General features: G+C 67.4%; 27 protein-coding genes. 10 read left to right on the top strand and 17 right to left on the bottom strand.

Annotated features, from left to right (window positions below):
• Window positions 1-13 precede the first annotated feature (13 nt).
• Window positions 14-892: an alpha/beta fold hydrolase gene (locus KRR38_RS26735; RefSeq protein WP_217406449.1), complete on the bottom strand. Its 879-nt coding sequence runs from the start codon at window positions 890-892 to the stop codon at window positions 14-16.
• Window positions 893-946: 54 nt separating this feature from the next.
• On the opposite strand from KRR38_RS26735, the gene KRR38_RS26730 reads away from it, so the two are divergent.
• Both KRR38_RS26730 and KRR38_RS26725 read left to right on the top strand, forming a co-directional pair.
• A complete protein-coding gene (locus KRR38_RS26730; RefSeq protein WP_217406448.1) occupies window positions 947-2,350 on the top strand; it encodes a protein adenylyltransferase SelO family protein in 1,404 nt (467 codons plus the stop codon).
• A gap of 81 nt (window positions 2,351-2,431) precedes the next feature.
• A complete protein-coding gene (locus KRR38_RS26725; protein WP_217406447.1) occupies window positions 2,432-3,847 on the top strand; it encodes a succinylglutamate-semialdehyde dehydrogenase in 1,416 nt (471 codons plus the stop codon).
• On the opposite strand, the gene KRR38_RS26720 is transcribed toward KRR38_RS26725, so the two are convergent.
• Window positions 3,844-4,551 (bottom strand): hypothetical protein, encoded by a 708-nt coding sequence (locus KRR38_RS26720; RefSeq protein WP_217406446.1) that lies wholly within the window; start codon window positions 4,549-4,551, stop codon window positions 3,844-3,846. The genes KRR38_RS26725 and KRR38_RS26720 overlap by 4 nt on opposite strands.
• Window positions 4,552-4,688: 137 nt before the next feature.
• Window positions 4,689-5,114 carry a glycine zipper 2TM domain-containing protein gene (locus KRR38_RS26715; protein ID WP_254514986.1) on the bottom strand — a complete coding sequence of 142 codons (426 nt, stop codon included), beginning with the start codon at window positions 5,112-5,114 and terminating at the stop codon, window positions 4,689-4,691.
• Between the two features lie 185 nt (window positions 5,115-5,299).
• On the opposite strand from KRR38_RS26715, the gene rarD reads away from it, so the two are divergent.
• Complete coding sequence (gene rarD / locus KRR38_RS26710; protein WP_375293441.1) at window positions 5,300-6,217, top strand: EamA family transporter RarD; 918 nt, start codon at window positions 5,300-5,302, stop codon at window positions 6,215-6,217.
• On the opposite strand, the gene pyrC is transcribed toward rarD, so the two are convergent.
• Together pyrC and KRR38_RS26700 are read right to left on the bottom strand one after the other, a co-directional pair.
• Entirely contained in the window at window positions 6,197-7,243 is a 1,047-nt protein-coding gene (gene pyrC / locus KRR38_RS26705) for a dihydroorotase (RefSeq protein ID WP_217406444.1), read from the bottom strand. The two genes, rarD and pyrC, sit on opposite strands and share 21 nt — an antisense overlap.
• 22 nt (window positions 7,244-7,265) lie before the next feature.
• Entirely contained in the window at window positions 7,266-8,483 is a 1,218-nt protein-coding gene (locus KRR38_RS26700) for a TCR/Tet family MFS transporter (RefSeq protein ID WP_309141149.1), read from the bottom strand.
• A 90-nt stretch (window positions 8,484-8,573) separates the two neighbouring features.
• Between KRR38_RS26700 and KRR38_RS26695 the strand changes: the two genes are divergently transcribed.
• Window positions 8,574-8,900, top strand: a complete 327-nt coding sequence (locus tag KRR38_RS26695; RefSeq protein WP_217406443.1) for a carboxymuconolactone decarboxylase family protein — start codon at window positions 8,574-8,576, stop codon at window positions 8,898-8,900.
• Here the strand turns inward: KRR38_RS26695 and KRR38_RS26690 are convergent.
• Window positions 8,897-9,769 (bottom strand): SMP-30/gluconolactonase/LRE family protein, encoded by an 873-nt coding sequence (locus tag KRR38_RS26690; protein WP_217406442.1) that lies wholly within the window; start codon window positions 9,767-9,769, stop codon window positions 8,897-8,899. The two genes, KRR38_RS26695 and KRR38_RS26690, sit on opposite strands and share 4 nt — an antisense overlap.
• Before the next feature lie 152 nt (window positions 9,770-9,921).
• Here KRR38_RS26690 and KRR38_RS26685 point away from each other — a divergent pair, with 152 nt between their 5' ends.
• Both KRR38_RS26685 and KRR38_RS26680 read left to right on the top strand, forming a co-directional pair.
• Window positions 9,922-11,136 (top strand): cytochrome P450, encoded by a 1,215-nt coding sequence (locus KRR38_RS26685; RefSeq protein ID WP_217406441.1) that lies wholly within the window; start codon window positions 9,922-9,924, stop codon window positions 11,134-11,136.
• 55 nt (window positions 11,137-11,191) lie between these two features.
• A complete protein-coding gene (locus KRR38_RS26680; protein WP_217406440.1) occupies window positions 11,192-11,926 on the top strand; it encodes a folate-binding protein YgfZ in 735 nt (244 codons plus the stop codon).
• A 253-nt stretch (window positions 11,927-12,179) separates the two neighbouring features.
• Here KRR38_RS26680 and KRR38_RS26675 read toward each other — a convergent pair whose 3' ends face one another.
• Window positions 12,180-12,785: a TetR family transcriptional regulator gene (locus tag KRR38_RS26675; RefSeq protein ID WP_217406439.1), complete on the bottom strand. Its 606-nt coding sequence runs from the start codon at window positions 12,783-12,785 to the stop codon at window positions 12,180-12,182.
• A 239-nt stretch (window positions 12,786-13,024) separates the two neighbouring features.
• Here KRR38_RS26675 and KRR38_RS26670 point away from each other — a divergent pair, with 239 nt between their 5' ends.
• Entirely contained in the window at window positions 13,025-13,870 is an 846-nt protein-coding gene (locus tag KRR38_RS26670) for a metal-dependent hydrolase (protein WP_217406438.1), read from the top strand.
• A 92-nt stretch (window positions 13,871-13,962) separates the two neighbouring features.
• On the opposite strand, the gene KRR38_RS26665 is transcribed toward KRR38_RS26670, so the two are convergent.
• The 3 genes from KRR38_RS26665 to rplU all read right to left on the bottom strand — a co-directional run bounded on the left by KRR38_RS26665 (window position 13,963) and on the right by rplU (window position 15,410).
• Complete coding sequence (locus tag KRR38_RS26665) at window positions 13,963-14,520, bottom strand: GNAT family N-acetyltransferase (RefSeq protein WP_217406437.1); 558 nt, start codon at window positions 14,518-14,520, stop codon at window positions 13,963-13,965.
• A 228-nt stretch (window positions 14,521-14,748) separates the two neighbouring features.
• Window positions 14,749-15,015: a 50S ribosomal protein L27 gene (rpmA, locus tag KRR38_RS26660; protein ID WP_217406436.1), complete on the bottom strand. Its 267-nt coding sequence runs from the start codon at window positions 15,013-15,015 to the stop codon at window positions 14,749-14,751.
• A gap of 17 nt (window positions 15,016-15,032) precedes the next feature.
• A complete protein-coding gene (rplU, locus tag KRR38_RS26655; protein ID WP_217406435.1) occupies window positions 15,033-15,410 on the bottom strand; it encodes a 50S ribosomal protein L21 in 378 nt (125 codons plus the stop codon).
• Between the two features lie 192 nt (window positions 15,411-15,602).
• Here rplU and KRR38_RS26650 point away from each other — a divergent pair, with 192 nt between their 5' ends.
• Together KRR38_RS26650 and KRR38_RS26645 are read left to right on the top strand one after the other, a co-directional pair.
• Entirely contained in the window at window positions 15,603-16,133 is a 531-nt protein-coding gene (locus KRR38_RS26650; RefSeq protein ID WP_217406434.1) for a hypothetical protein, read from the top strand.
• The gene (locus tag KRR38_RS26645) at window positions 16,130-16,816 is read left to right on the top strand and encodes a Crp/Fnr family transcriptional regulator (RefSeq protein WP_217406433.1); all 687 of its coding nucleotides are present in this window, start codon (window positions 16,130-16,132) and stop codon (window positions 16,814-16,816) included. Before KRR38_RS26650 ends, KRR38_RS26645 begins: the two co-directional genes overlap by 4 nt.
• On the opposite strand, the gene KRR38_RS36450 is transcribed toward KRR38_RS26645, so the two are convergent.
• The 6 genes from KRR38_RS36450 to KRR38_RS26615 all read right to left on the bottom strand — a co-directional run bounded on the left by KRR38_RS36450 (window position 16,813) and on the right by KRR38_RS26615 (window position 19,705).
• Entirely contained in the window at window positions 16,813-17,088 is a 276-nt protein-coding gene (locus tag KRR38_RS36450) for a hypothetical protein (RefSeq protein WP_254514985.1), read from the bottom strand. The genes KRR38_RS26645 and KRR38_RS36450 overlap by 4 nt on opposite strands.
• Before the next feature lie 221 nt (window positions 17,089-17,309).
• The gene (locus KRR38_RS26635) at window positions 17,310-17,762 is read right to left on the bottom strand and encodes a molybdenum cofactor biosynthesis protein MoaE (protein ID WP_217406432.1); all 453 of its coding nucleotides are present in this window, start codon (window positions 17,760-17,762) and stop codon (window positions 17,310-17,312) included.
• A 1-nt stretch (window position 17,763) separates the two neighbouring features.
• Window positions 17,764-18,000, bottom strand: a complete 237-nt coding sequence (locus tag KRR38_RS26630; protein ID WP_217406431.1) for a MoaD/ThiS family protein — start codon at window positions 17,998-18,000, stop codon at window positions 17,764-17,766.
• Window positions 17,993-18,997 (bottom strand): GTP 3',8-cyclase MoaA, encoded by a 1,005-nt coding sequence (moaA, locus tag KRR38_RS26625; RefSeq protein WP_217407481.1) that lies wholly within the window; start codon window positions 18,995-18,997, stop codon window positions 17,993-17,995. The genes KRR38_RS26630 and moaA overlap by 8 nt, the downstream gene beginning before the upstream one ends.
• Window positions 18,987-19,334: a Rossmann fold domain-containing protein gene (locus KRR38_RS26620; RefSeq protein WP_254514984.1), complete on the bottom strand. Its 348-nt coding sequence runs from the start codon at window positions 19,332-19,334 to the stop codon at window positions 18,987-18,989. Before KRR38_RS26620 ends, moaA begins: the two co-directional genes overlap by 11 nt.
• Window positions 19,334-19,705: a dihydroneopterin aldolase gene (locus KRR38_RS26615; protein WP_217406430.1), complete on the bottom strand. Its 372-nt coding sequence runs from the start codon at window positions 19,703-19,705 to the stop codon at window positions 19,334-19,336. Before KRR38_RS26615 ends, KRR38_RS26620 begins: the two co-directional genes overlap by 1 nt.
• A gap of 151 nt (window positions 19,706-19,856) precedes the next feature.
• On the opposite strand from KRR38_RS26615, the gene KRR38_RS26610 reads away from it, so the two are divergent.
• Window positions 19,857-20,603: a class I SAM-dependent methyltransferase gene (locus KRR38_RS26610; RefSeq protein WP_217406429.1), complete on the top strand. Its 747-nt coding sequence runs from the start codon at window positions 19,857-19,859 to the stop codon at window positions 20,601-20,603.
• Here the strand turns inward: KRR38_RS26610 and KRR38_RS26605 are convergent.
• Window positions 20,600-21,484: a class I SAM-dependent methyltransferase gene (locus KRR38_RS26605; RefSeq protein WP_217406428.1), complete on the bottom strand. Its 885-nt coding sequence runs from the start codon at window positions 21,482-21,484 to the stop codon at window positions 20,600-20,602. The genes KRR38_RS26610 and KRR38_RS26605 overlap by 4 nt on opposite strands.
• Window positions 21,485-21,493: the final 9 nt, after the last annotated feature.

Raw genomic sequence — 21,493 nt, 5'->3', positions numbered from 1 at the left:
CGGGCTGGGAAAATCAGGCCTGGCAGCGTGCCAGCAACCGCTCGATCGCTGCTACCGCCTCGGGTTCGTCGAGCGTCGGGGCGTGGCCGATGCCGGCGAGCGTCACCGCCTCCGCCCCGGGCAGCATCGCTTCCATCTTGCTCAAGGTCTGCTCCGAGAGCACGTCGGACAACGCGCCACGCAGCAGCAGCAGCGGCTTGCCGGCCAGCGCCTCGATCCCCGGCCAGAGATCGGGCTGCACGTCGCTGCTGCTCGCGCGCTGCATCGGCTCGGCGATCTTCATGTCGTAGTCGAAGACGACGCGCCCATTGCTCGACAGCACCATCAGTCGCTTGGCCATGGCCAGCCAGTCGTCGATCTCATAGTCCGGATAGGCGATGGCCTGCGATTCCTCGATCGCGCGGGCGGCGTGCATCCAGGTCGGGAAATTGCGCCCCTGCCCGACATAGCCGGCGATTCGCGCCAGCCCCGCGGGCTCGATCACCGGGCCGATATCGTTGAGCATGGCGCCGACGATCCGTTCGGGCGCGTTCATCGCCAGGATCATCGTCATCAATCCGCCCAGCGAGGTGCCCAGCGCAACATAGCGCTCGATGCCCGTCTGCTCGAGCAGGTGGTTGATGTCGTCGACGTACTGGAACGGATTGTAGGTCGACGAATCCTTGGCATAGGCGCTGTCGCCGCGCCCGCGCATCTCGGGCGAGATTACCCGCCAGTCGCCCGCGAAGCGCATGGCCAGCGTCTCGAAATCGCGGGCGTTCCGCGTCAGGCCAGGCAGACACAGTAAGACAGGCCGGTCAGCCCTTCCCGCATAGTCGCGGTAGTGAAGATTCAGTCCATCGCGACTGGTCCAGAAGCAATCCGCCCAGGCGGAATCGGCAGTGTCGGTCATACGTTTCCCAGCCGCCCGCTTGCGTGCGGGGCCTCCTGCGCCCACTATCGCGCGATGCGCAGCGAACCGCAAGCGGGCGACTATCGGCCTGACACTCCCATCCTGACACTGGCACCCTGGCTAGCCGACGCAGTCGCGGCGGCGGATTTCCCGCGGCACGAGCTGCGCTTCCGCAACCACCGCTGGGGGCCCTCGGTCGGGCTGGAAAGCCTGAGCGATGCCGAATGGGTCGACCACTTCGGGCGTTTTCAGCCGCTCGAGGGCAACCTGCCTCAGCCGCTCGCACTGCGCTATCACGGCCACCAGTTCCGCAACTACAACCCACAGATCGGCGACGGCCGCGGCTTCCTCTTCGCGCAGATGCGCGACTCTTCGGGGCGCTTGCTCGACCTCGGCACCAAAGGTTCGGGCCAGACCCCCTACAGCCGCGACGGCGACGGGCGGCTGACGCTGAAAGGCGCGGTACGCGAAATCATGGCGACCGAGATGCTGGAGGCGCTCGGAGTCTATACGAGCAAGACCTTCTCGGTGATCGAGACCGGCGAAGAGCTCTGGCGCGGCGACGAGCCCAGCCCGACGCGCTCGGCCGTGCTGCTGCGGCTGAGCCACGGGCATATCCGCATCGGCACCTTCCAACGGCTGCGCGCCTTCGAACAGGCAGAGCACATGGCCTTTCTGGTCGACTACTGCCTCGACCAATTTCCCGGCCCGCCGCCGCCCGATGATGCCCCCGGCCGCGACGAGCCCGCGGTGATGCTGCTCCACCAGGTGGTCGAGCGCATGGCCGACCTTTCCGCCTCCTACATGGTCGCCGGCTTCGTCCACGGCGTGCTCAATTCGGACAACATGAACGTCTCGGGCGAGAGCTTCGACTATGGCCCCTGGCGCTGGCTGCCGCAGTGGGACCCGCGCTTCACCGCCGCCTATTTCGACCATTCGGGCCTCTATGCCTTCGGCCGCCAGCCCGAGGCGATCCTGTGGAACTGCGGCCAGCTCGCCATTGCCCTGCGCATGCTGGCCGAGACCGAGCCGCTGGTCTTCGCCCTCGAACGCTTCGGCGGGCTCTACCAGCAGGCCATGGCGCGGCGGTTCTGCTGGCGGCTGGGCGTCGAGCCGCAAGGACTCGAAGCCGAAATGGCCCTGATCACCGCATCCGAGCGCTACATGGTCGAGAACGCGATGTCCCCCGACACCCTGTTCCACCGCCACCGCGGCGGGCGCGATGTGCCGACGGGCGAATTCGGCGACCGGCTGCGCCAGTACCGCTCGGCCGGCGACGACGCGCATCCGCTTTGGTGGGAAGAGGCTCCGCCGACACTGGTGATCGACGAGGTCGAACGCATCTGGGCGGCGATCGCCGAACAGGACGACTGGACGCCGCTGGCCGAGAAGGTAACCGCTATCCGCCGGCTCGGCGATGCGCTGGGCGAAGCACCGATCCCGGCCGGGCATAAATGAGCCCCTCTTGGCTCTAAGACCTTCAAAGTTTATACCTTTGCAGTTAGTGCAAGTTGATCCTCAGGAGCCCGACCCGCGACCGTGAGCCAGTCCGAGATCATTTCCTACGAGCCGGCAACGGGTGTGGAGCTGTGGCGCGGGAATGTCGGGGATGTCGACCAGGCGGTCGACCAGGCCTGCCGCGCCTGGCCGGCCTGGGCCGCACAGCCGCTCGCCACCCGCATGGAACTGCTCCGCCGCTTCGCCAACGAAGTGCGCAAGGATGCGGAACTGCTCGCCACGACGATCGCGCGCGAGACCGGCAAGCCCGTCTGGGAAGCGCGTACCGAGGTAGAGAACGTCGTCGCCCGCGTCGAAGTCGCGATCCGCGCCTGTGCCGAGCGCGCCGGCCAGCGCAAGCTCGACAGTGCCCTCCAGGGCGCCGCCGCGGTCCGTCACAAGCCGCACGGCGTGCTGGCGGTGCTGGGGCCGTTCAACTTCCCCGCGCACCTGCCCGCGGGCCATATCATCCCGGGCCTGATCGCCGGCAACGCCATAATCTTCAAGCCGAGCGAAAAGGCCCCCGCCACCGCCGAAGCGCTGGTCCGCTGCTTCCACCGCGCAGGGATTCCCGACGGGGTCGTCCAACTGGTGATCGGCGGACCCGACGAGGGCCAGGCGCTGGCGCTGCACGACGGGGTCAACGGCGTGCTGTTCACTGGCTCCGCCCACACCGGTATTGCGATCAACCGCAGGCTGGCGGCCAAGCCCGAGAAGCTCGTCACGCTGGAGCTCGGCGGCAACAACCCGATCGTGGTCTGGGACACGCCGAAGATCGACGATGCGGCGATGCTGATCGTGCAGTCGGCATTCACCACTGCCGGCCAGCGCTGCACCTCGGCGCGGCGGCTGATCGTCAAATCGGCGCTCTACGACCCGCTGGTCGAGGCAGTGAAGGACCTGGCCGACCGGATCATCGTCGGCGCGCCGTTCGACGACCCCGCACCCTTCATGGGCCCGGTGATCGACAATGCCGCTGCCGACGGCCTGACCGAGAGCTTCCTCTACCTGCTGAGCCATGGCGGCAAGGCGATCAAGCACCTCGTCCGCGCCGACGAGAGCCTGCCGTTCCTGACGCCGGCGATCATAGATACGACCGGCATGAAGGAGCGCCCCGACGTCGAGCTGTTCGGACCGATCCTGCAGGTGATCCGCGTCGACGAGTTCGACCAGGCGATCACCGAAGCCAATGCCACGCGCTTCGGCCTGTCGGCCGCGCTGATCGGCGGCAACCCGAACGACTACAACCGTTTCTGGGCGAACGTCCGCGCGGGCGTGGTCAACTGGAACCGGCCGACGATCGGATCGTCGCTGTCGGCGCCGTTCGGCGGGATCGGCATCTCGGGCAACCACCGCGCGACCGGTTACTACGCAGCCGACTACTGCGCCTATCCGGTGACTTCGGCCGAGATGGAGCAGCCGCGCGCGCAGATCGGCGTCGGCCTCAGGGACCGTTAGCTCCCGGCGACGATGATATCGGCTGCCGTCAGCCCGTCCTGATCCTTGCGGACATAGATCGTGTAGGAAGCCGAGCCCTTGCGGCCGCGCAGCAGGTGGTCGGCGCCCTCGGCAATGTGCTCGACCGGATAGCCGGCCGCGCGCAGGCGAGCGTAGTGGAAGGCGAGGACATCATCCACGGCGACGGGCGTCTTGAAGTGAACCACCCGCAAGGCGCAACCGCCGGCGTCGGTGCCCACCGCTTCCTCCACGGCCCCGCGGGGATAGACCTGCAGGGGTACGGGCAGCACGGCGGCCCAGCGGGCGGTATAGGCGGCGTTCTGGATGCAGCCGGGGTTTGCGACCTGAGCGATGCTCGCCATCTGCACGGCGGTGACGGCTTCGCGGAATACCGTGAGATCGCCCGATGACGGTGCTGATGCTGCCGGGATCGCCCCGCCCAGCAGCGCCGAAGCCTCGTCGCGGGCGGCGCCGATGGCCGCGGCATCGCGGTTGATCGGCGGCAGCGCCGACCTGACCGGGCCGCTGACGGCAACCGCGGCATAGGCGCCGTTCTGCGCAACCAGGTCCGGGTCGGTCATGATCGGATCGGCCAGCGCATCGCTGATCGCCGCATCGACGGGAGCGGGCGGCTGCGTATCCGGGCTCGCCCCGCCGCAGCCGGCGAGGAACAGGGGAAGCAACAGGAAAGCGGCGCGGGACATCCCGACGCCGCTAGCGCAAAAGGCCTAAATTCCGGTTAGCCATAAGCGAAAGGGCGCCCCCGAACATGCACGGGAGCGCCCCCGCGACGCTGTCCGCCACCCGCGGAACAACGTCGAATGTGGTCGAGCCCGAAAGCTTAGCGGCAGCTGCCGCGCGAACCGCTGCGGTCGACCTCGCGGCCCAGTAGCGCACCGCCGGCGACGCCGAGGATCGTGCCCAGCGTGCGGTCACCGCCGCGGCCGGCGATCGAGTGGCCGATCAGGCCGCCCGCCGCGCCGCCGATCAGCAGGCCGGTGGTGCCATCGTTGCGGCGGCAGTAATAGCGGCCGTCGCGCCCACGCCACGAAGCGCCGTTGTAGCCGCGATTGCCGTTGTAATTGCGATAGCCGCGGTCTTCGCGGTAGCCGCGATCGCGGTACTGGTGCGCGACCTGATCGGCAGCGCCGCTGACCGACGAAGGCGCCGCCGTATCGAACATCGGCGCGGCAACGGCCGGGGCGGCTCCGGCCAGCAGACCCGCGGTGGCAAGGCCCAGCAGGGCGGTGGGATTGAACTTGGTCATGGCGACACTCCTGGTTTTGGGTTGCTGTTCTGCGGACTTCGCTCTGTGCATCCGTGTTCAGTTAAACACCCTGAACCCTGAACGAATGACAACGCCGCCGTCAGGTTCGGACAGAATGCGGCGAGCCGTGCGGAAACCTGCGACCAGCCGTTTGCTTGCCGCGAAGGGGCCACGCCGCTAGGGCGTTGAGCGTGACCGAAAACTCCAAGACCGACCTGCCGAGTGGCCTGCCCCACGCGCTCGGCGCCTACCTGATATGGGGCCTGCTACCGGTCTATCTGCGCCTCGTGCACAGCGTGCCGGCCTTCGAATTCGTCGGCTGGCGGCTGATCTTCACGCTGCCCGTCTGCCTGCTGATCGTCGCGCTGCGCCGGCAGGGGCGCGAGGTGCTGATGGCGCTGGGCAGCCCGCGCACCCTCGGCCTGCTGCTGACCAGCGCGCTGCTGATCGGCGGCAACTGGCTGCTCTACGTGACGGCGATCCAGACCGGTCACGTCTTCGCGTCGAGCCTCGGCTACTACATCAATCCGCTGATGAACGTGCTGGCCGGCACGCTTTTCCTCGGCGAGCGGCTGAACCGGCGTCAGTGGATCGCCGTCGCCATCGCCGCGGCAGGCGTATCGCTGCTCGCCTGGGACGCGCGCGAGATGCTGGGCATCGCGCTGGCCCTGGCCGTCAGCTTCTCGGGCTATGGCCTGGTTCGCCGCCTGGCGCCGGTCGCTTCGCTGCCCGGCCTGACGATCGAGACCATACTGCTGCTGATCCCGGCGATCGGCATCGTCATCTGGCAGGGGCAAGTGCACGGCGGCTCGAGCTTCGGCCACAGCGCGGAGACCGACCTGCTGCTGCCGCTGGCCGGCGTGATCACCGCCGTGCCGCTGCTGCTGTTCGCCACCGCAACCAAGCGAATGGACTACTCGACCCTGGGCTTCATCCAGTACCTGGCGCCGACGATCGTGTTCCTGCTGGGCCTGTTCGTGTTCCACGAACCGCTGCGACAGGTCCAACTCGCCTGCTTCGTGCTGATCTGGACTGCCGCGGCGATCTTCGTCTGGGACCTGCTCTCGCGGCGTCGGCGCGCGTCAGACGAGGCGCCAGCCTAGACTCGTGGCAGCATGGAACGGCACGATCGGCGTGCCGTTGGCATCGACGATCTCGGGCACGGGGTTTTCCGCCCGTTCGAGCGTGATCGTTTCCTCGTTGAGCGGCAGGCCGTAGAACCGGGGGCCGTTCTCCGAAGCGAAAGCCTCGAAACGATCGAGCGCGCGTTCCTCGTCGAATACCGCAACATAGCTCTCGATGGCGAAAGGCGCGTTGAAGATGCCCGCGCAGCCGCAGGCGCTTTCCTTGGCGCCCACGGCATGCGGCGCGCTGTCGGTGCCGAGGAAGTACTTGGGGCTCCCCGAGGTCGCTGCCTTGCGCAGCGCCAGCCGGTGCTTCTCGCGCTTCGCCACGGGCAGGCAATAGGCATGCGGGCGGATGCCGCCGACCAGCATGGCATTGCGGTTGATATGGAGGTGTTGCGGGGTGATCGTCGCGCCGATGTTCGGCCCGCTTGCGTCGACAAAGTCGGCGGCTTCGGCCGTGGTGATGTGCTCGAACACCACTTTCAGTCCGGGCAGGTCGCGCACCAGCGGCGCGAGGGTCCGCTCGATGAACACCGCCTCGCGGTCGAAGATGTCGACGTCGTGGTCGGTCACCTCGCCGTGGATCAGCAGCGGCATGCCGACGTCCTGCATCTTTTCCAGCACGCCGAGGATTTTGGCCACGTCGGTCACCCCGTGGGCGGAGCCAGTCGTGGCGTGGGCGGGATAGAGCTTGGCCGCGACGAAGACGCCGTCGGCATAGCCTTGGGCGATGTCGGCCGGATCGGTGCCGTCGGTGAGGTAGGCGGTCATCAGCGGGGTGAAGGACAGGCCCGGTGGGATCGCGGCGATGATGCGGTGGCGGTAGGCGTTGACGCCCTCGGCCGTGGTCACCGGCGGCGACAGGTTGGGCATGACGATCGCGCGCGCGAACTGGCGCGCCGTATAAGGCAGGACACCGCGCAGGACGTCGTGGTCGCGCAGATGGACGTGCCAGTCGTCGGGGCGGCGGATCGTCAGGGTCGAGTCGGTGGAAGTAGCCATGCCTTGGCCCATGGCATAAATTTCAGGTCTTGGCAGGTGCCCCGGCCCCCGCCGTCGCCAGACCGATCGCGGCCGCGCAGGCGAGGATGCCCGCGGCAATGTAGAAGCTCAGGCCCGATCCCGCCGCCGACAGGCTGTAGACCCAGCCAAAGAACAGCGGCGAGGCGACGCCGGCCAGACTGGCGACGCTGTTCGAGGCGCCCTGTATCTGCCCCTGCTCGCGCTCCGACACGCGCTGGGTCATCAGCGACAGCAGCGTCGGCAGCGCCAGCCCCCAGAGCGCGTTCGGCAGCAGCGCGGCGACGAACAGCCCGCCGGTGGGCGCGAGGCCCATGGCCAGCAGCCCGACGCTGCCGAAGCCCAGCCCGATCACCATCGTCCTGAGATCGCCTAGCCGCTTGGTCACCTGCCCGGTCAGCCAGCCCTGCACGGCCATGTCCAGTGCGCCGGCAAAAGCCAGCATCACGCCGACCTCGAACGGGCCGAAGCCATAGCGGTGCTCGGCATAGAGTACGTAGACCACCGAGAAGACGTGGTGCGCGAAGTAGAACAGCAAGGTCACCACGGCGAGACCCGACAGCTCGGCATGCGAGCGCAGCAGCCGCAGCGCGCCGAGCGGGTTGGCCCGCGACCAGGCGAAGGCCATGCGGCGCTCGGCCGGCAGGGACTCGGGCAGGACCAGCCAGCCATAGACGAAAGCCAGCGCCGACAGCCCCGCAGCCACCCAGAACGGCACGCGCGGTCCCCATTCGCCGAGCATGCCGCCCAGCGCCGGCCCGGCGATGAACCCCGCGCCGAAGGCCGCACCGACGATGCCATAGGCACGCGCGCGGTTCTCGGGCGTGGTGATGTCGGCCATATAGGCATAGATCGCGGTGAAGCTCGCCGAAGTGGCGCCGCCGATCAGCCGGCCCACGGCCAGCCACCAGAGGTTCGGCGCCAGCGCCATCAGCACCCAGTCGATCGATAGCCCCGCGGCCGAAATCAGGATCACCGGCCGCCGGCCGTATCGGTCCGACAGCGAACCGATGACCGGCGAGCAGAGGAACTGCATCAACCCCCAGAGCGCGACGAGCACGCCGTTCCACACGCCCGCTGAGGCGGTCGAGCCGGCGAAGTCCTCGATCAGGCTGGGCAGCACAGGCGTGACCAGCCCCATCGCCATGACGTCGAGCACGCCGGTGACGAAGATGAAGGCGATCGCCGGGCGTCGCAGGGAAAGGGCGGATTCGGGTCGCACGGCCGCGCCCTTAGCAGGCGAGCGGCTTTGCGGCTTGACTTATCGGTGCCGGGCCAGTGTCCTCGCACCCAAGTAAACAAGGGAAGAGCGATGACCGACAAACCCACCGGCGCCCGCCAGGCCTTCGGCCATATCGCGCCCAAGCTGGCCGAAGTGACCGACGAAGTGCTGTTCGGCGACGTTTGGCGCCGGCCGGGCCTCTCCCCGCGCGACCGCAGCCTGATCACGGTCGCCAGCCTGATCTCGCTCTACCGGATCAACGAGCTGCCGTTCCACATGAAGACCGCGCTCAACAACGGCGTGACGAAGGACGAACTGGTCGAGATGATCACCCACCTCGCCTTCTACGCGGGCTGGCCGCCGGCCAATACGGCGGTCTCGATCGCCGACAAGGTGTTCGCCGAGATGGGCGTCTAGGCGGGCAACGCGAACCGCGTCACCGCCACCGGCACGCCCGGAATGTCGGAGCGTGCGTGGAACAGGCTGGCCTCGCGCGGCGGGAGTTCGCCGGTGAACAGCGATTCGATGCCGTGGTTGCCCGCGGTGGTGACGTAGATGTCGCGCCGGTCGGAACCACCGAAGGCGACGCTGCTGACCGCCTTGTGCGGCATGGCGATGCTCCGATCTAGGCTGCCGTCCGGGAGATAGCGCGCTAGTTCGGCCGAATCGAAGTGGGCGATCCAGACGCCGCCCGCGGCATCGACCGCCAGCCCGTCTCCATCCTCACGCGGGTTGAACAGAGCCTTGTTGGCGAGCGCGCCGTCATCCAGCACGTCGTAGACGAAGACGCCGCGGAGGCTCTCGTTGTGGTAGAGCCGCTTGCCGTCGGGGCTCAGCCCAACGCCGTTTGAGAACTTGAGCTCGTCGCTGAGCCTGGTCACGCGCAAATGCGCGTCGACGCGGTAAAGCTGGGTAAGCTGCGGTTCCTGGCTGTAATCGGCACCCTGGCTCAGCGTGCCCATATAGAGCCCACCCCGGCCGTCGGGGATGAAGTCATTGGCGCCGGTGAACGGCTCGCCGTCGATCGTGTCTAGCAGCACGCCCGAGCGGCCGGTCGCAGGATCGAGCCAAACCAGCCCGCCCGGCCCGCCGCAGATGATCCGGCCGTCGGCGTTGACCGCAAGGCCGCCGACATGGTGGCGCTCGGGCAGGAAGGTGTCGACCTTGCCGCTGGGCGACAATCGGTGAACGCCGCCGAGCAGCAGGTCGGTGAACCAGACATGCTCGCCGGCGACGCGCGGCGCTTCGAGAAAACAATAGCCTGTGGCGAGAACCTCGAACTGCATGCCTCTTCTCCCACCCCGCAGCCTAGCAGCCAATGCGACACCTTCTAGCCGTACAGTTCGCAACGATCGCCACGAAGCATCCAGAATCGCCGCTTGCCGCCCTGCCGGCACTATGATCGATTCCACTCGGACAAGACGAGGCCGGGACAACCATGCAAGCCATCACCGAATTGGCCCTGCCGCACCTGGCGATGGAGGAGCCGGGCTTCGCCGCGAACCCTTTCCCCCATTTCGACGCGGCGCGCACCACGCATCCCTGGTTGGCCCATTCGAACCTCGGCTTCGTCGTCACCAACTACCGCGCCGTGCGCGACCTGATGGCGATGGAGGTATCGATGCGCACGCCCTACGACCAGATGGTCGACCTGATGGGTGCGCGCGGTACGCAGTGGGCGCGGTTCCAGGAGGCGCATATCCTCAGCCGCGCCGGGCCCGAGCACAAGCGGCTGCGCGATATCCTCGCCCCCGCCTTCACCCCGCGCAAGGCCAACCTCCACCGCCCGCTGATGCGTGAGGTGATCGCGCGGCTGCTCGACGAGTGGGCACCGAAGGGCGCGTTTGATTTCGAGACCTTCGCCTCGTGGTTCCCGGTGACGGTGACCTGCCGCCTGATCGGCGCGCCGCCCGCAGCGATCCCGGCGCTGCGCAAGTCGATGGAGGACCTCGGCCTCAGCGTCTCGATGGACCCGCGTTTCCTGCCGGAGCTGGAAGCGGCCACCGGAGTGATCGACGCTTTCGTCCTCGACCTCATCGCCGCCCGTGAGAAAGGCTGGCAGGACGGCGACGAGGCCGACCTGCTCGACCTGCTGCTCCAAGCCAAGTCCGACGGCGGCCTATCGCTGCGCGAGCTGGCCGACCTGCTGATCTTCCTGATCGTCGCCGGCTTCGACACCTCGAAGAACGTGCTGACGCTGACGATGTACGAGCTGGTCGGCCGGCCCGAGATCTATGCCCGCTGCGCCGAGGACCTGGCCTTCTGCGGCAAAGTGCTCGACGAGACGATGCGCTTCCACTCTACCACGACGACCAACCGGTTGGTCACCGCCGACATCGCCTACCGCGACGTGGCGATACCCACGGGGACCGTGCTCTGGTTCCCCTGGGCCATCGCCGGCCGCGATGGCACGACAATCGCCGATGCAGACGCGTTCGATCCCGACCGCCGGCAGGATCATCCGCACCTCGGCTTTGCGCTCGGTGCGCATATCTGCCTGGGCCAGTTCATCGCCCGCGCGCAGTTGGCCGAGGGGCTGCACCTGATCGCCCAGCGGATCACCAAACCCAGATCGCCGGGGCCGTTGGGCTGGCGGCCGTTTCCGGGTGTCTGGGGCATTCGCGGCCTGCCCATCGAATTTACGCCCGCGTAGAATTCCTTTGAGGGCCTAGATTGCCAAGTGGCCTCGCAGTCGCCAGTTTCTGCCGATGACCGCAACCCGACTGTTCTCCCGCGCCATCGTCCGTGTCTCACCGCTGGATCAGGAGGAGGACGTCGGCGAATTCCTCCAGGGCCTGATCACCAACGACGTGACAGGCAAGTTGCCGGTCTGGGCGGGCTTGCTCACCCCGCAAGGCAAGGCGCTGTTCGACTTCATCGTCTGGCCCTCGGGCCAGGACCTGCTGCTCGATTGCGAGGCCGAAGCGGCCGACGCGCTGGTCAAGCGGCTGTCGATCTACCGCCTGCGCCGGCGCATCGCGATCACCCGCGACGACGGGCTTGCCGTCCACTGGCGCCCGCACGAGGGCGACGGCGCCGCCGCCGACCCGCGGCTCCATGCGCTCGGCGAGCGCTGGATCGCGCCGGTCGATCCCGATGACGAAGCCGCCGACGAGGAATGGCGCGCGCATCGCCTTTCGCTCGGCGTCACCGAAGGCCGAGGCGAGCTCGGCAACGACGCGACGCTCTGGCTCGAATGCAACGCGGTCGAGCTCAACGGCGTGAGCTTCTCGAAGGGCTGCTACGTCGGCCAAGAAAACACCGCCCGGATGAACTGGCGGCAGAAGGTGAATCGCCGGCTCCTGGTCGTACCACTGGCGAAATCGGACCCTGCGCGCCAGCGTGTTGCCTATCCGGAGTTCGCCCTGGCGGTGGACCACCTGCGCGTGGAAGACATCGACGACGCCCTGGCGCCGAAGTGGCTGGAGCTCGGTAAGGCCTAGGAAGAGCCGGTTCGCGTTCCGTTCGTCAGCCTAAGTAGAACAGCCATATGTACCAGGCGACCAGCGATACGAAGACGATGCCGCCGGCGTTGCCGATCACTCTGATCATGGGCTGTTCCCGCAATTGAGACATGCCACTCGGAAACCCAACCGGATGAGCGGCCATTCCAATCAACGGAGATGCGCGCGATTCCCTTCGCGATAAAAAGGCGCGGCCGAGAATAGCCCCGGCAGAGCGGGGCTCCGCCAGGCCCTAGCCCGGCAACATCGCGCCCGCCCCGGAAGGGGTGCCTGCGCGTTCGGCGGCGTCGGTCAGCACGCGTTCGGCCATGTCGCGCGCGGTGTGCGCCGGCAGGCCCAGCGACTTCGTCAGCGCGCCGCCCATCTGCGCATCGCCCAGCGCCAACAGGCACAGGGTAAGCGTAACCTCCCGGCGGATACCCGCGCCCGAGGCGTCGAGTTCGTCCACCATGTCGTGGATCGCCTCGACGATCGGATCGAGCGCATCCTGGTTCCCGTTGAGCGCCATCCATGAAGCCAGTGCCCCGCCGCCCTCGCGATCGAAGGCATCGAAAGTAAGGTCCACCACCTCGCGCGCAGAGGCGAGCCCGGCGCGGTTGGCCAGAACGGCCTCGGCGATCGTCCCGCAGATCGCGCCGGCGAGGTAGCTGGCGAGCGAGCGCTGGAGTTGCGCTGCCGTACCGAAATGGTGGAGCAGGTTGGCGTGGGTACGGCCCATCCGGGCGGCGACGGCCTTGAGCGTGACGGCCTGCGGACCACTCTCGATCAGCAGGGCACGCGCCGCCTCGAGCGCCGCGCTACGGCTTTCATGCTGGGGAAGACGCTTGCGAGGTGCCATCGAATGCCAAGCCCATGATGTTCCATGACCGAGCAGAAATGTGACGGTCATATATCACTGTCGCGCCCCTTAGAGGAGACTTGCTGAGAGGGCACGCAAGAAAATGTTTCTGTGCCGCTATTGCGCAGCATTCGCATAACGCAGGCGCAGCCCTTTCCCTTCGAATAAAAGCCTCCTAGATCGGCCTTGCGCCCCTTAGTTTATTGACATTTATGTCAGTTAATGCCACGGAGATTGGCATGAATGCCATCGGCAAAACTCCCCTCGCCGAGGCCGCTTCGCCGGCGCCGCCGGATCTTGCCATCACCGTACGCGACAGGCGTTTCGACCGCGAAGACAAGCCGCACTGGTGGCTGAACGACGATCCCATTGCCACCGCCTGGTACAATTCGCTGTCCGCCACGTTCCCGCGCGGTGAGGCCTTCTTTGTCGAATCGGTCAAGGCGTTCCGCGAAGGCGTGCCGCCGCTGCTCGCCGAAGAGATCCGCAGGTTCATCGCCCAGGAAGTCAACCACTCGCGCGAGCACATCGGCTTCAACCGCGCCGCCGTCGATGCCGGCTACGACTTCACCGCGATCGACGCCTTCGTCGCCGACTGGATCGCGATGACCAAACGGCGCCCCGCCATTGTCAACCTCTCGGCGACCACGGCGCTCGAGCACTTCACCGCGATGATGGCGCACGAGTTCCTCACCCATCCCGAATACCTCGCCGGCGCCGATCCGGAGTCCGCGGAGATGTGGCGCTGGCACGCGATCGAGGAGATCGAGCACAAGGGCGTCGCCTACGACACCTATCTGCACGCCACGCGCGACTGGAGCCGGTGGCGACGCTGGAAGGTCAAGGCGCTGGTCATGCTCAAGGTAACCCAGAACTTCGTCTGTAATCGCATCCGCGACGCGCTGGCGCTGCTGGCGCAGGACGGGCTGACCGGCTGGCGGGTGAAAGCGCGGTTGTTCGCTTACCTGCTGTGGAAGCCCGGCGTGCTGCGGCGGATATTCCCGGCCTGGCTGGCCTATTTCCTGCCCGGCTTCCATCCGTGGAACCACGACGACCGCACGCTGATCGCGATCGTTCCGGACTGATCGTCGGCTATAGCGAAGAGCGCAGCGGCAAGTCAGGGCGGCTTTCGGGGCCCTGATATCTGCCACTGCGCTCTCCGTTCGCCATCCCCAACTCAGGCCGCTCGCATCGCGGCATTGAAATCGTCATCGCAATCGCTGCGCTCGCCGAGCGTCAGCGACAGGAGCTGCGCCGGCGCATCGCCGCCGCGGCCCAGGCTGAAGCGGTCGCGCACCACGCCGGTCGGGCAAAAGCCGAGCTTGTGCAGGACCCGGCCGGAAGCGGGATTGTCGACGAAGTGGCTGGCGACCAGTCGCTTGTGACCGAGCGTGCGCGCGAGGCTGAGCAGCGCACGCGCGGCCTCCGTCGCATAGCCCTGACCCCAGTAAGGCCGACCGATCCAGTAGCCGAGCTGCACCTCGTCGCCGTCGCGGCTGAGCCCGACGCTGCCGATCAGGCGCGCACCCTGGCTGCCGGGCAAAGTGATGAAAAAGTTCGGCAAAACGCGATCATGCTCGCGCTTGGCGAAGGCCTTGGCATCCTCGGCGGTATAGGGCCAGGGCGCGCGAGCGAGATTGCGGACCACATCCTCATCGTCGATGAGGGTCAGCAGATCTTCCCACTCCTCGGGCCAGCCCGGCCGTAAAAACAGCCGTTCGCTGCGGATGAACATCGTCTCAACTCCAACTCAGCCATCCCCCGACGGCCGCCATCTAGGCCGCCATCGTGACAGGCAGGTTACGGTTTTCGTCCGGACGCGCGCGGTCTGCGGCGCTCGAACGAAGGCGTGCTGAGGGAGAGACGAAAAGAGGGAGACGGGCGGGGCCCTCTCCCTCATTCGGCCGGTTGGAAAAACCGGCGGGGCCATCCCGTCAGGATGGCCCTATGAATGACCATCCGGTTATTCGGCTGCCTGTGCCATGTCTACCGACACGTACTTGCGGCCAAGCTTGCCTTCGTGGAATCGCACGCGGCCTTCGACGAGCGAGAACAGGGTGTGATCCTTGCCCATGCCGACGTTGGCGCCCGGGTACACGCGGGTACCGCGCTGGCGAATGATGATGTTGCCGCCGATCACTTCCTGACCGCCGAACTTCTTCACGCCGAGGCGACGGCCTGCCGAATCGCGACCGTTGCGCGAGGAGCCGCCTGCTTTCTTATGTGCCATCTCGAACTACTCCGATCTTACTCGGCCGCCGGCGCTTCGGGCGCAGCAGCGGCTTCAGCCTTGGGGGCAGCGGCCTTCTTGGCAGCCTTCTTTTCCTCGCCACCGACGGCGAGGATGCGCAGCAGGGTGAGCTGCTGGCGATGGCCGTTGCGACGGCGATAGTTGTGCCGGCGGCGCTTCTTGAAGACGATCACCTTCTCGGACTTCGCCTGAGCGATGATCTCAGCCGAAACCACGACCGAAGCGGCATCGGCGATCTCGCCGTCAGCGCCGGCCAGAAGCACGTCGCCCAGCGTGATCTTGTCGCCGGCTTCGCCAGCGAGCTTCTCGACCGCGATCTTGTCTCCGGCGGCAACCCGGTACTGCTTGCCGCCCGTGCGCACTACTGCGAACATGATGCCCTTACCTGTCTAAATCTGTCTGGCCGCCCCGTCCGCGACTGCGGCATAAGGCAACATATCCAAGCACCCACCAGACAGCGGGGGCCGGAAAGAGAGGTGCCGTTAGTGGAAGCTCCGGCCGGTGTCAACCGAGTCGCGCAGCTCTTTGCCTCTCGCGCGCTGTGTGCGCCGTGCTATGGCAGCGGCATGCCACGCGCCTCTCAAGTCCTAGTGCCGCTCGTCCTTGTTGCAACGCTTTCGGCTTGCGCCGCGGCCAACGACTATCCCTCGCTCGCCCGGCGCCCGGTGGAGCGCCAAAGCGGAAGCGCCAGGCCGGTGACGCCCGAAACGCCGCCCCCGCCGCCCGCTCCCGCCAGTCCGGTCCTGACGACGCGGCTGGCCCAGCTCGTCGACCAGGCGCGCGACGCGCACCAGCGCTTCGGCGCCAAGCGCGCCAATGCCGAGCGGCTGGTTGCCTCGGGCGGCAGCGGCGCGCCGGGTAGCGAGGGCTGGTCGGTCGCGACCGTCGCGCTGTCCGATCTCGAATCAGCGCGCAGCGATGCCATGGTGGCGCTGGCCGAGCTCGACCAGCTCTATACGAGCGAATCGATCGCTGCATCCGAGACCGGCAACCATGCCAGTGTCGATGCCATCGTCGCGGCGCGCGACCAGGTTACCGCGCTGGTCGGCGATGAGGATACGGTCCTCGCATCGCTGCGCGGCAGGATGCGCGGTTGAGTCTCGCCTGCGATACCTGCCCGGTACGGGCAAAGGCGGCCTGCGCCGCACTGACCGAGGGGGAGCGCTCGGCCCTCGCCCGGCTAGGCCGCACGCGCGAACTCAAACGCGGCGAACGGCTGTTCGCCGCCGGCGACGAAATCACCGCCTGCGCCACCTTGATCGAGGGCGCGCTCAAAGTCGCCGCGACCGATGCCGAGGGCAACGAATCCATCCTGGCGCTAGTCCATCCCGCGGGCTTCATCGGCGAGATGTTCGCGCCCTTCCTGAGCTACGAAGTTACCGCGCTGACCGAGAGCCGGGTTTGCCAGTTCTCGCGCGCGCATCTCGAAGCGGCTGTCGAGCGGCATCCGGCGCTGGGCATCGCCCTGCTGCAGCGCGCGCAGGAGGAACTGCACCATGCCCGCGAACTGCTGGATCTATCGCGGCGTAGGACCGCCGCCGCGCGCGTCGCCGGCCTGATTCTCGCCTTCGCGCGGGCGGCGAGCGACTCGCCCTGCCATCCGGCCGAGAGCTTCGACCTGCCGCTGACCCGCGGCGAGATGGCGGCGATGCTGGGTCTCACGATCGAAACGGTCAGCCGCCAGCTCGGCGAACTGGAGGCCCTGGGTGCGATCGCAAGAAAAGGGGCGCGGGGGATCGCCCTGATTGCCCCCGCGCAGTTGGGAGAACTGGCGATTTAGCGGGCGAGCGCAGCGATCACCGCGACGGCCACGCCCCAGCAGAAGATCAGCACCGGCAGGATCAGCACCTGCACGGCCGCCGCGCCGCCGGCGAGATGGCCGGTCGCGGTCTGGATGCCGCGGTGGCGGAAAGTGCCGTAGCTCATCGCATGGCGGGTCTTCTCGGGATTCATCCGCACCCAGAGCGTCGGCGTGCCGAAGCCGGCGACGATGAACAGCGTGAAGATCACCATCGGCAGGACCAGTTCGGGGTTCATGAAGCTCAGGGCCATGACCCCGATGAAGCCGAGGTAGAGCGCTACGGTGGCGGCGTAGAGCCCGACCGGCAGTTCGAAGCTGCGGTCGATTTCGGTACGAACATGGGGGGGCCGCTTTGATCTCGGCGACCTGGGCGAGCGCTTCGCGGGTGGTGAACTCGGTCATGGGTTCCTCCTGAGGACTGGAACCCTGATGCCGCTATTTGTGCGCCGCGGCTTTGACCTCCGTCAAAGAGCTAGGTTGTCGCCCAGCGCTTCGCATCCTCGAAGTCGACGGGCCGCGGTTCGATCCAGCTCCAGACGCCGCCGACCTTCTCGCGCTTCCAGAACCAGCTCTCGCTCTTGAGGTGATCCATGGCGAATTCGGCCGCGGCGAAAGCGTCGCGGCGGTGCCGTGCGGCGGCGGCGACGAGGACGATCGGATCGCCCGGCGCCATCTCGCCGCTGCGGTGGAGGATGAGCAGGCCTTCGAGCGCCCAGCGCCGCTGCGCCTCTTCGGCCAGGGCTTCCATACCGGGCAGAGTGAGCGGGCCGTAGTGGCGCAGTTCGAGTGCTTCGACCCCGCCGCCGCTGCGCACCTGACCGAGGAAGGAGGCGATGCCGCCGGCCGAAGCCTGCGCCGCGGTGAAGGCCGACAGTTCCGCCGCGGCAGCGAAAGGCTCGGTCAGCAGGCGAACCTGGGCGCTCATGTCAGCCGCCGCTGACCGGAGGCAGGAAGGCAAGCTCGTCTCCCTCGCCCAGCACCACGCCCGAGCGGTCCGCGACCAAAGTACCGTTCAGCGCGATCCGAATGCGGTCGGCGCCCAGCGCCACGGCGAGATCGGCATCGAGCGCTGCTAGCACATCGGCCAACGCCCCGCCGGGAACATCCCGTTCGGACGCGCCGGCAATGTCTTCCAGCCTTCCGAGAAAAACGAGTCTAGCCACCGGTCATCGACATGTGGCGGGCCAGCGCCGGGGCGCTGCCGGGCCGGTCGATCGCGAAGTGATGCCGCGCCGGCTTGATCTTCATCGCCACGTCGAGCGCTTCGGCGATCGCCGTCTCCGGATCGGCCGAACGCAGCGCGCCGCGCAGGTCGACCTGCTCGTTGCCGCCGAGGCAGGCATAGAGCTGGCCGGTCGCGGTCACGCGGATGCGATTGCAGCCGTCGCAGAAATTGTTGGTCAGCGGCGTGATCAGGCCGATCCGGCCGCCGGTCTCCGCCACATCGAAATAGCGCGCCGGGCCGCCGGTGCGATGGCCGCTCGGCGTCAGCGTCCAGCGCTGCTCCAACTTCTCCTGCACCACCGACAGCGGCAGATAGTGGTCGAAGCGGTCTTCCTCGACCTCGCCCAGCGGCATGACCTCGATCAGTGTGAGATCGTGGCCCTGGCCGTGCGCCCAAGCGATCAGATCGGGGATCTCGTCCTCGTTCTCACCCTTGAGTGCAACGGTGTTGAGCTTGACCTTGAGCCCTGCCGCCTTAGCCGCGGCAATGCCTTCGAGCACCTGCGGCAGCGAATCGCGGCGTGCCAGCTTGGCGAAACGGTCGCGGTCGAGCGTGTCGAGCGAGACGTTGATCCGGCGCACCCCGAACGCGGCAAGCCGATCGGCGAACTCCGCCAGCCGCGTGCCGTTGGTCGTCAGCGTCAGTTCGTCGAGCCCGTCCCCGACCTTGCGGCCCAGCGCCTGGATCAGGTCGATCACGTCGCGGCGCACCAGCGGTTCGCCGCCGGTCAGGCGCAGTTTGGTGATGCCGCGGTCGATGAAGCCCAGCGCGAGGTCGTGCATCTCGTCGAGCGTCAGCACTTCGGACTTGGGCAGGAACACCTGCCGCTCGGGCATGCAATAGGCGCAGCGCAGGTCGCAACGATCGGTCACCGACAGGCGGAGATAGGAAATCCGCCGGGCGAACTGGTCGATGAGGGGCGCCTTATTGGTCATCTTGCCGAGATAGTAATGCCACGGCACCGTTTCCATCAAGCAGAAGATATTGTCCGGTCACGCCTTCTGCCTTGTCGAGGTACGACAGCGCCGCCCCGATGGCTGCCTCGTCATCGCCGGCGAGCGCGTTGACCCGCACCGGCGCATGTTGCCGCGCGAGGCCCTGCACCGCGGCGAGCCGCCAGGCGCGGTGAGTATGATCGGCCGGCGCGAAGACCAGCGTCAGTGTTTTCGCACCCTGAAGCTCCGCCAGAACGCGAGGCAGGACGACGGCATGGAATTCCGCTGCGGCGGCCAGCGCCTCGTCGGGCAAAGCGCCGACCCGCAGCAGCGCCATCAGCGCCGGTTCCGTGTGAGGGTGATGCCGATCTTCTCGCCGGCCTCGCTGATAGCCAGCTTGACGATCTTCACCGTCACCGCCTCGATCCGCGCGTCCTGAAGGAACAGCGTCTCGCAGATGTGATCGGCGACGGCCTCGATCAGCTTGAAATGAAGCCCCACGGGCAGCGCCTCGGATGCGGCGAACTTCAGGTCCATGTAATTCTTGCTGGCCGAAAGCGGCGTATCGGGCGCGTAGCGCTCGATCGGCTTCATCGCCGCCTGGATCGTGATGCGCAGCGGCTGCGGCTTGCCGGTCTCCTCGGAATAGATCCCGGTGAGCACGTCCACTTCGAAATCGGCGACTTCAAGGATCAGGCTGTCGGCCAAAAACGGTTCCTTGGGGTTTAGCAAGCGGCGCCGATGGCACTTCGGTCACGGCCTGTCCACCCTGTCTACGCAATTGTGCGGTTTGAGGCGGGCGATCGATTTGCTAGCCTGCCTCCCGGAGTACAGGGCCAGTCTGAATGGGGAGCCATGCATGAATCGTAAGCTGATGGGCGCGAGCGCCGCCATCCTGTTGCTTGCAGGGGCGCCGCTGATCGCGGCCGCACCGCAAGCATCGCGCGTGATCGCGGCCGCGGTCGCCAGCACAGACCGGCCCGAGGCCGACAAGGCGCGTGACGCCGACCGCAAGCCGGCCGAGATGCTCGCCTTCGCCGGCGTGCGCCCGGGCTGGAAGATCGTCGAGCTGGCGGCGGGCGGCGGTTATTTCACGCGGCTGCTGAGCCTGGCCGTGGGCGAGCGCGGCTATGTCTATACCAATGCCACCCGCGCCACGCCTGCGGTCACGGCATGGGCGCAGAGCCACGGCAACGTCAGCGTGCAGCTTACCCTGGCCGGCCAGGTCGTGGCGCCCGAGAAGGTCGACCTCGTCTGGACCACGCAGAATTACCACGACTTCAAGAACGTCAAGGTCGGCGACGGCGACGCGGCGACGGCAACCAATGCCGCGGCCTTCGCTGCGCTGAAACCGGGCGGCATCTATCTGATCGGCGACCACCAGGCCGCGCCGGGCGCAGGTGCGACAGTCACCTCGACGCTGCACCGGATCGAGGACGCGGCAGTGATCAAGGAGGTCGAGGCGGCGGGCTTCAAGCTGGAAGCGCGCAGCACCATCCTGGCTCACCCCGCCGACGATCATACGCAGAAGGTGTTCGAGACCGGCGTGCGCGGCAAGACCGACCAGTTCGTGCTGAAGTTCCGCAAGCCGCGGACGGCGCGTTAATCCCGCCGCCAGCGGGCGAAGATGGCGGTCGGCAGTAGCCGGCCGCCCTGGTCCTCGCGCACGGCCAGGTCGCCATGCTCGATCGTCCCGGGCAGGTCGGCGAACAGTTCCGCCAGCAGCCCGGCGATGGCGAGCGACGACATGCGCACCGCATAGACCGTGAGGAACAGGAAGCGGCTGTCTTCGTCGAGCAGACGGCGGCAATCGGCAACGAGACCGGACAGGTGCTCCTCCAAACGCCAGACCTCGCCTTCGGGGCCTCGGCCGAACTTGGGCGGATCGAGGATGATGCCGTCGTAGCGCTTGCCGCGGCGAACCTCGCGCGCGGCGAACTTGGCGGCGTCATCGACGATCCAGCGCACCGAGCGCGATTCCATGCTGGAAAGCGTCGCATTGGCCCGCGCCTGGGCGACCGACTTCTTCGAGGCGTCGACATGGGTGACCGGACCGTAGTCGGACAGCGCCAGGGTGCCGACGCCGGTATAGCCGAACAGGTTGAGCGTGCTGGCATCGGGCTTGCCGGCAAGCTGCTCGCCCATCCACGACCAGACGGGCGCCATATCGGGGAAGAAGCCGAGGTGGCGGAAAGGGGTGCACTGCGCAGCGAACTTCACGTCCTGCCAGCATAGCTCCCAGCCATCGCGCGGAACCGGTTTGTCGTAACGCCAGCGGCCGCCGCCGTCCTCGTCGGAACCTGGGACGAATTCGGCGTGCGCGTCCCAATCCTCGATGCGCGGCGTCCACAGCGCCTGCGGCTCGGGGCGGATGAAGCGGTAGGCCCCGTAGCGTTCGAGCTTGCGACCATGGCCCGAATCGACGAGCCCGTAGTCGCTCCAGCCCTCGCCCGCGAGGATCAGCGGCTGGGTCGAAAGCTCTGCCATCAGCCTTTC

It is taken from the genome of Novosphingobium sp. G106 (assembly GCF_019075875.1).
Lineage (GTDB): Bacteria > Pseudomonadota > Alphaproteobacteria > Sphingomonadales > Sphingomonadaceae > Novosphingobium.
Note: the sequence above shows the minus strand (reverse complement) of the source record. Positions and strands in the feature narration are given on the sequence as shown.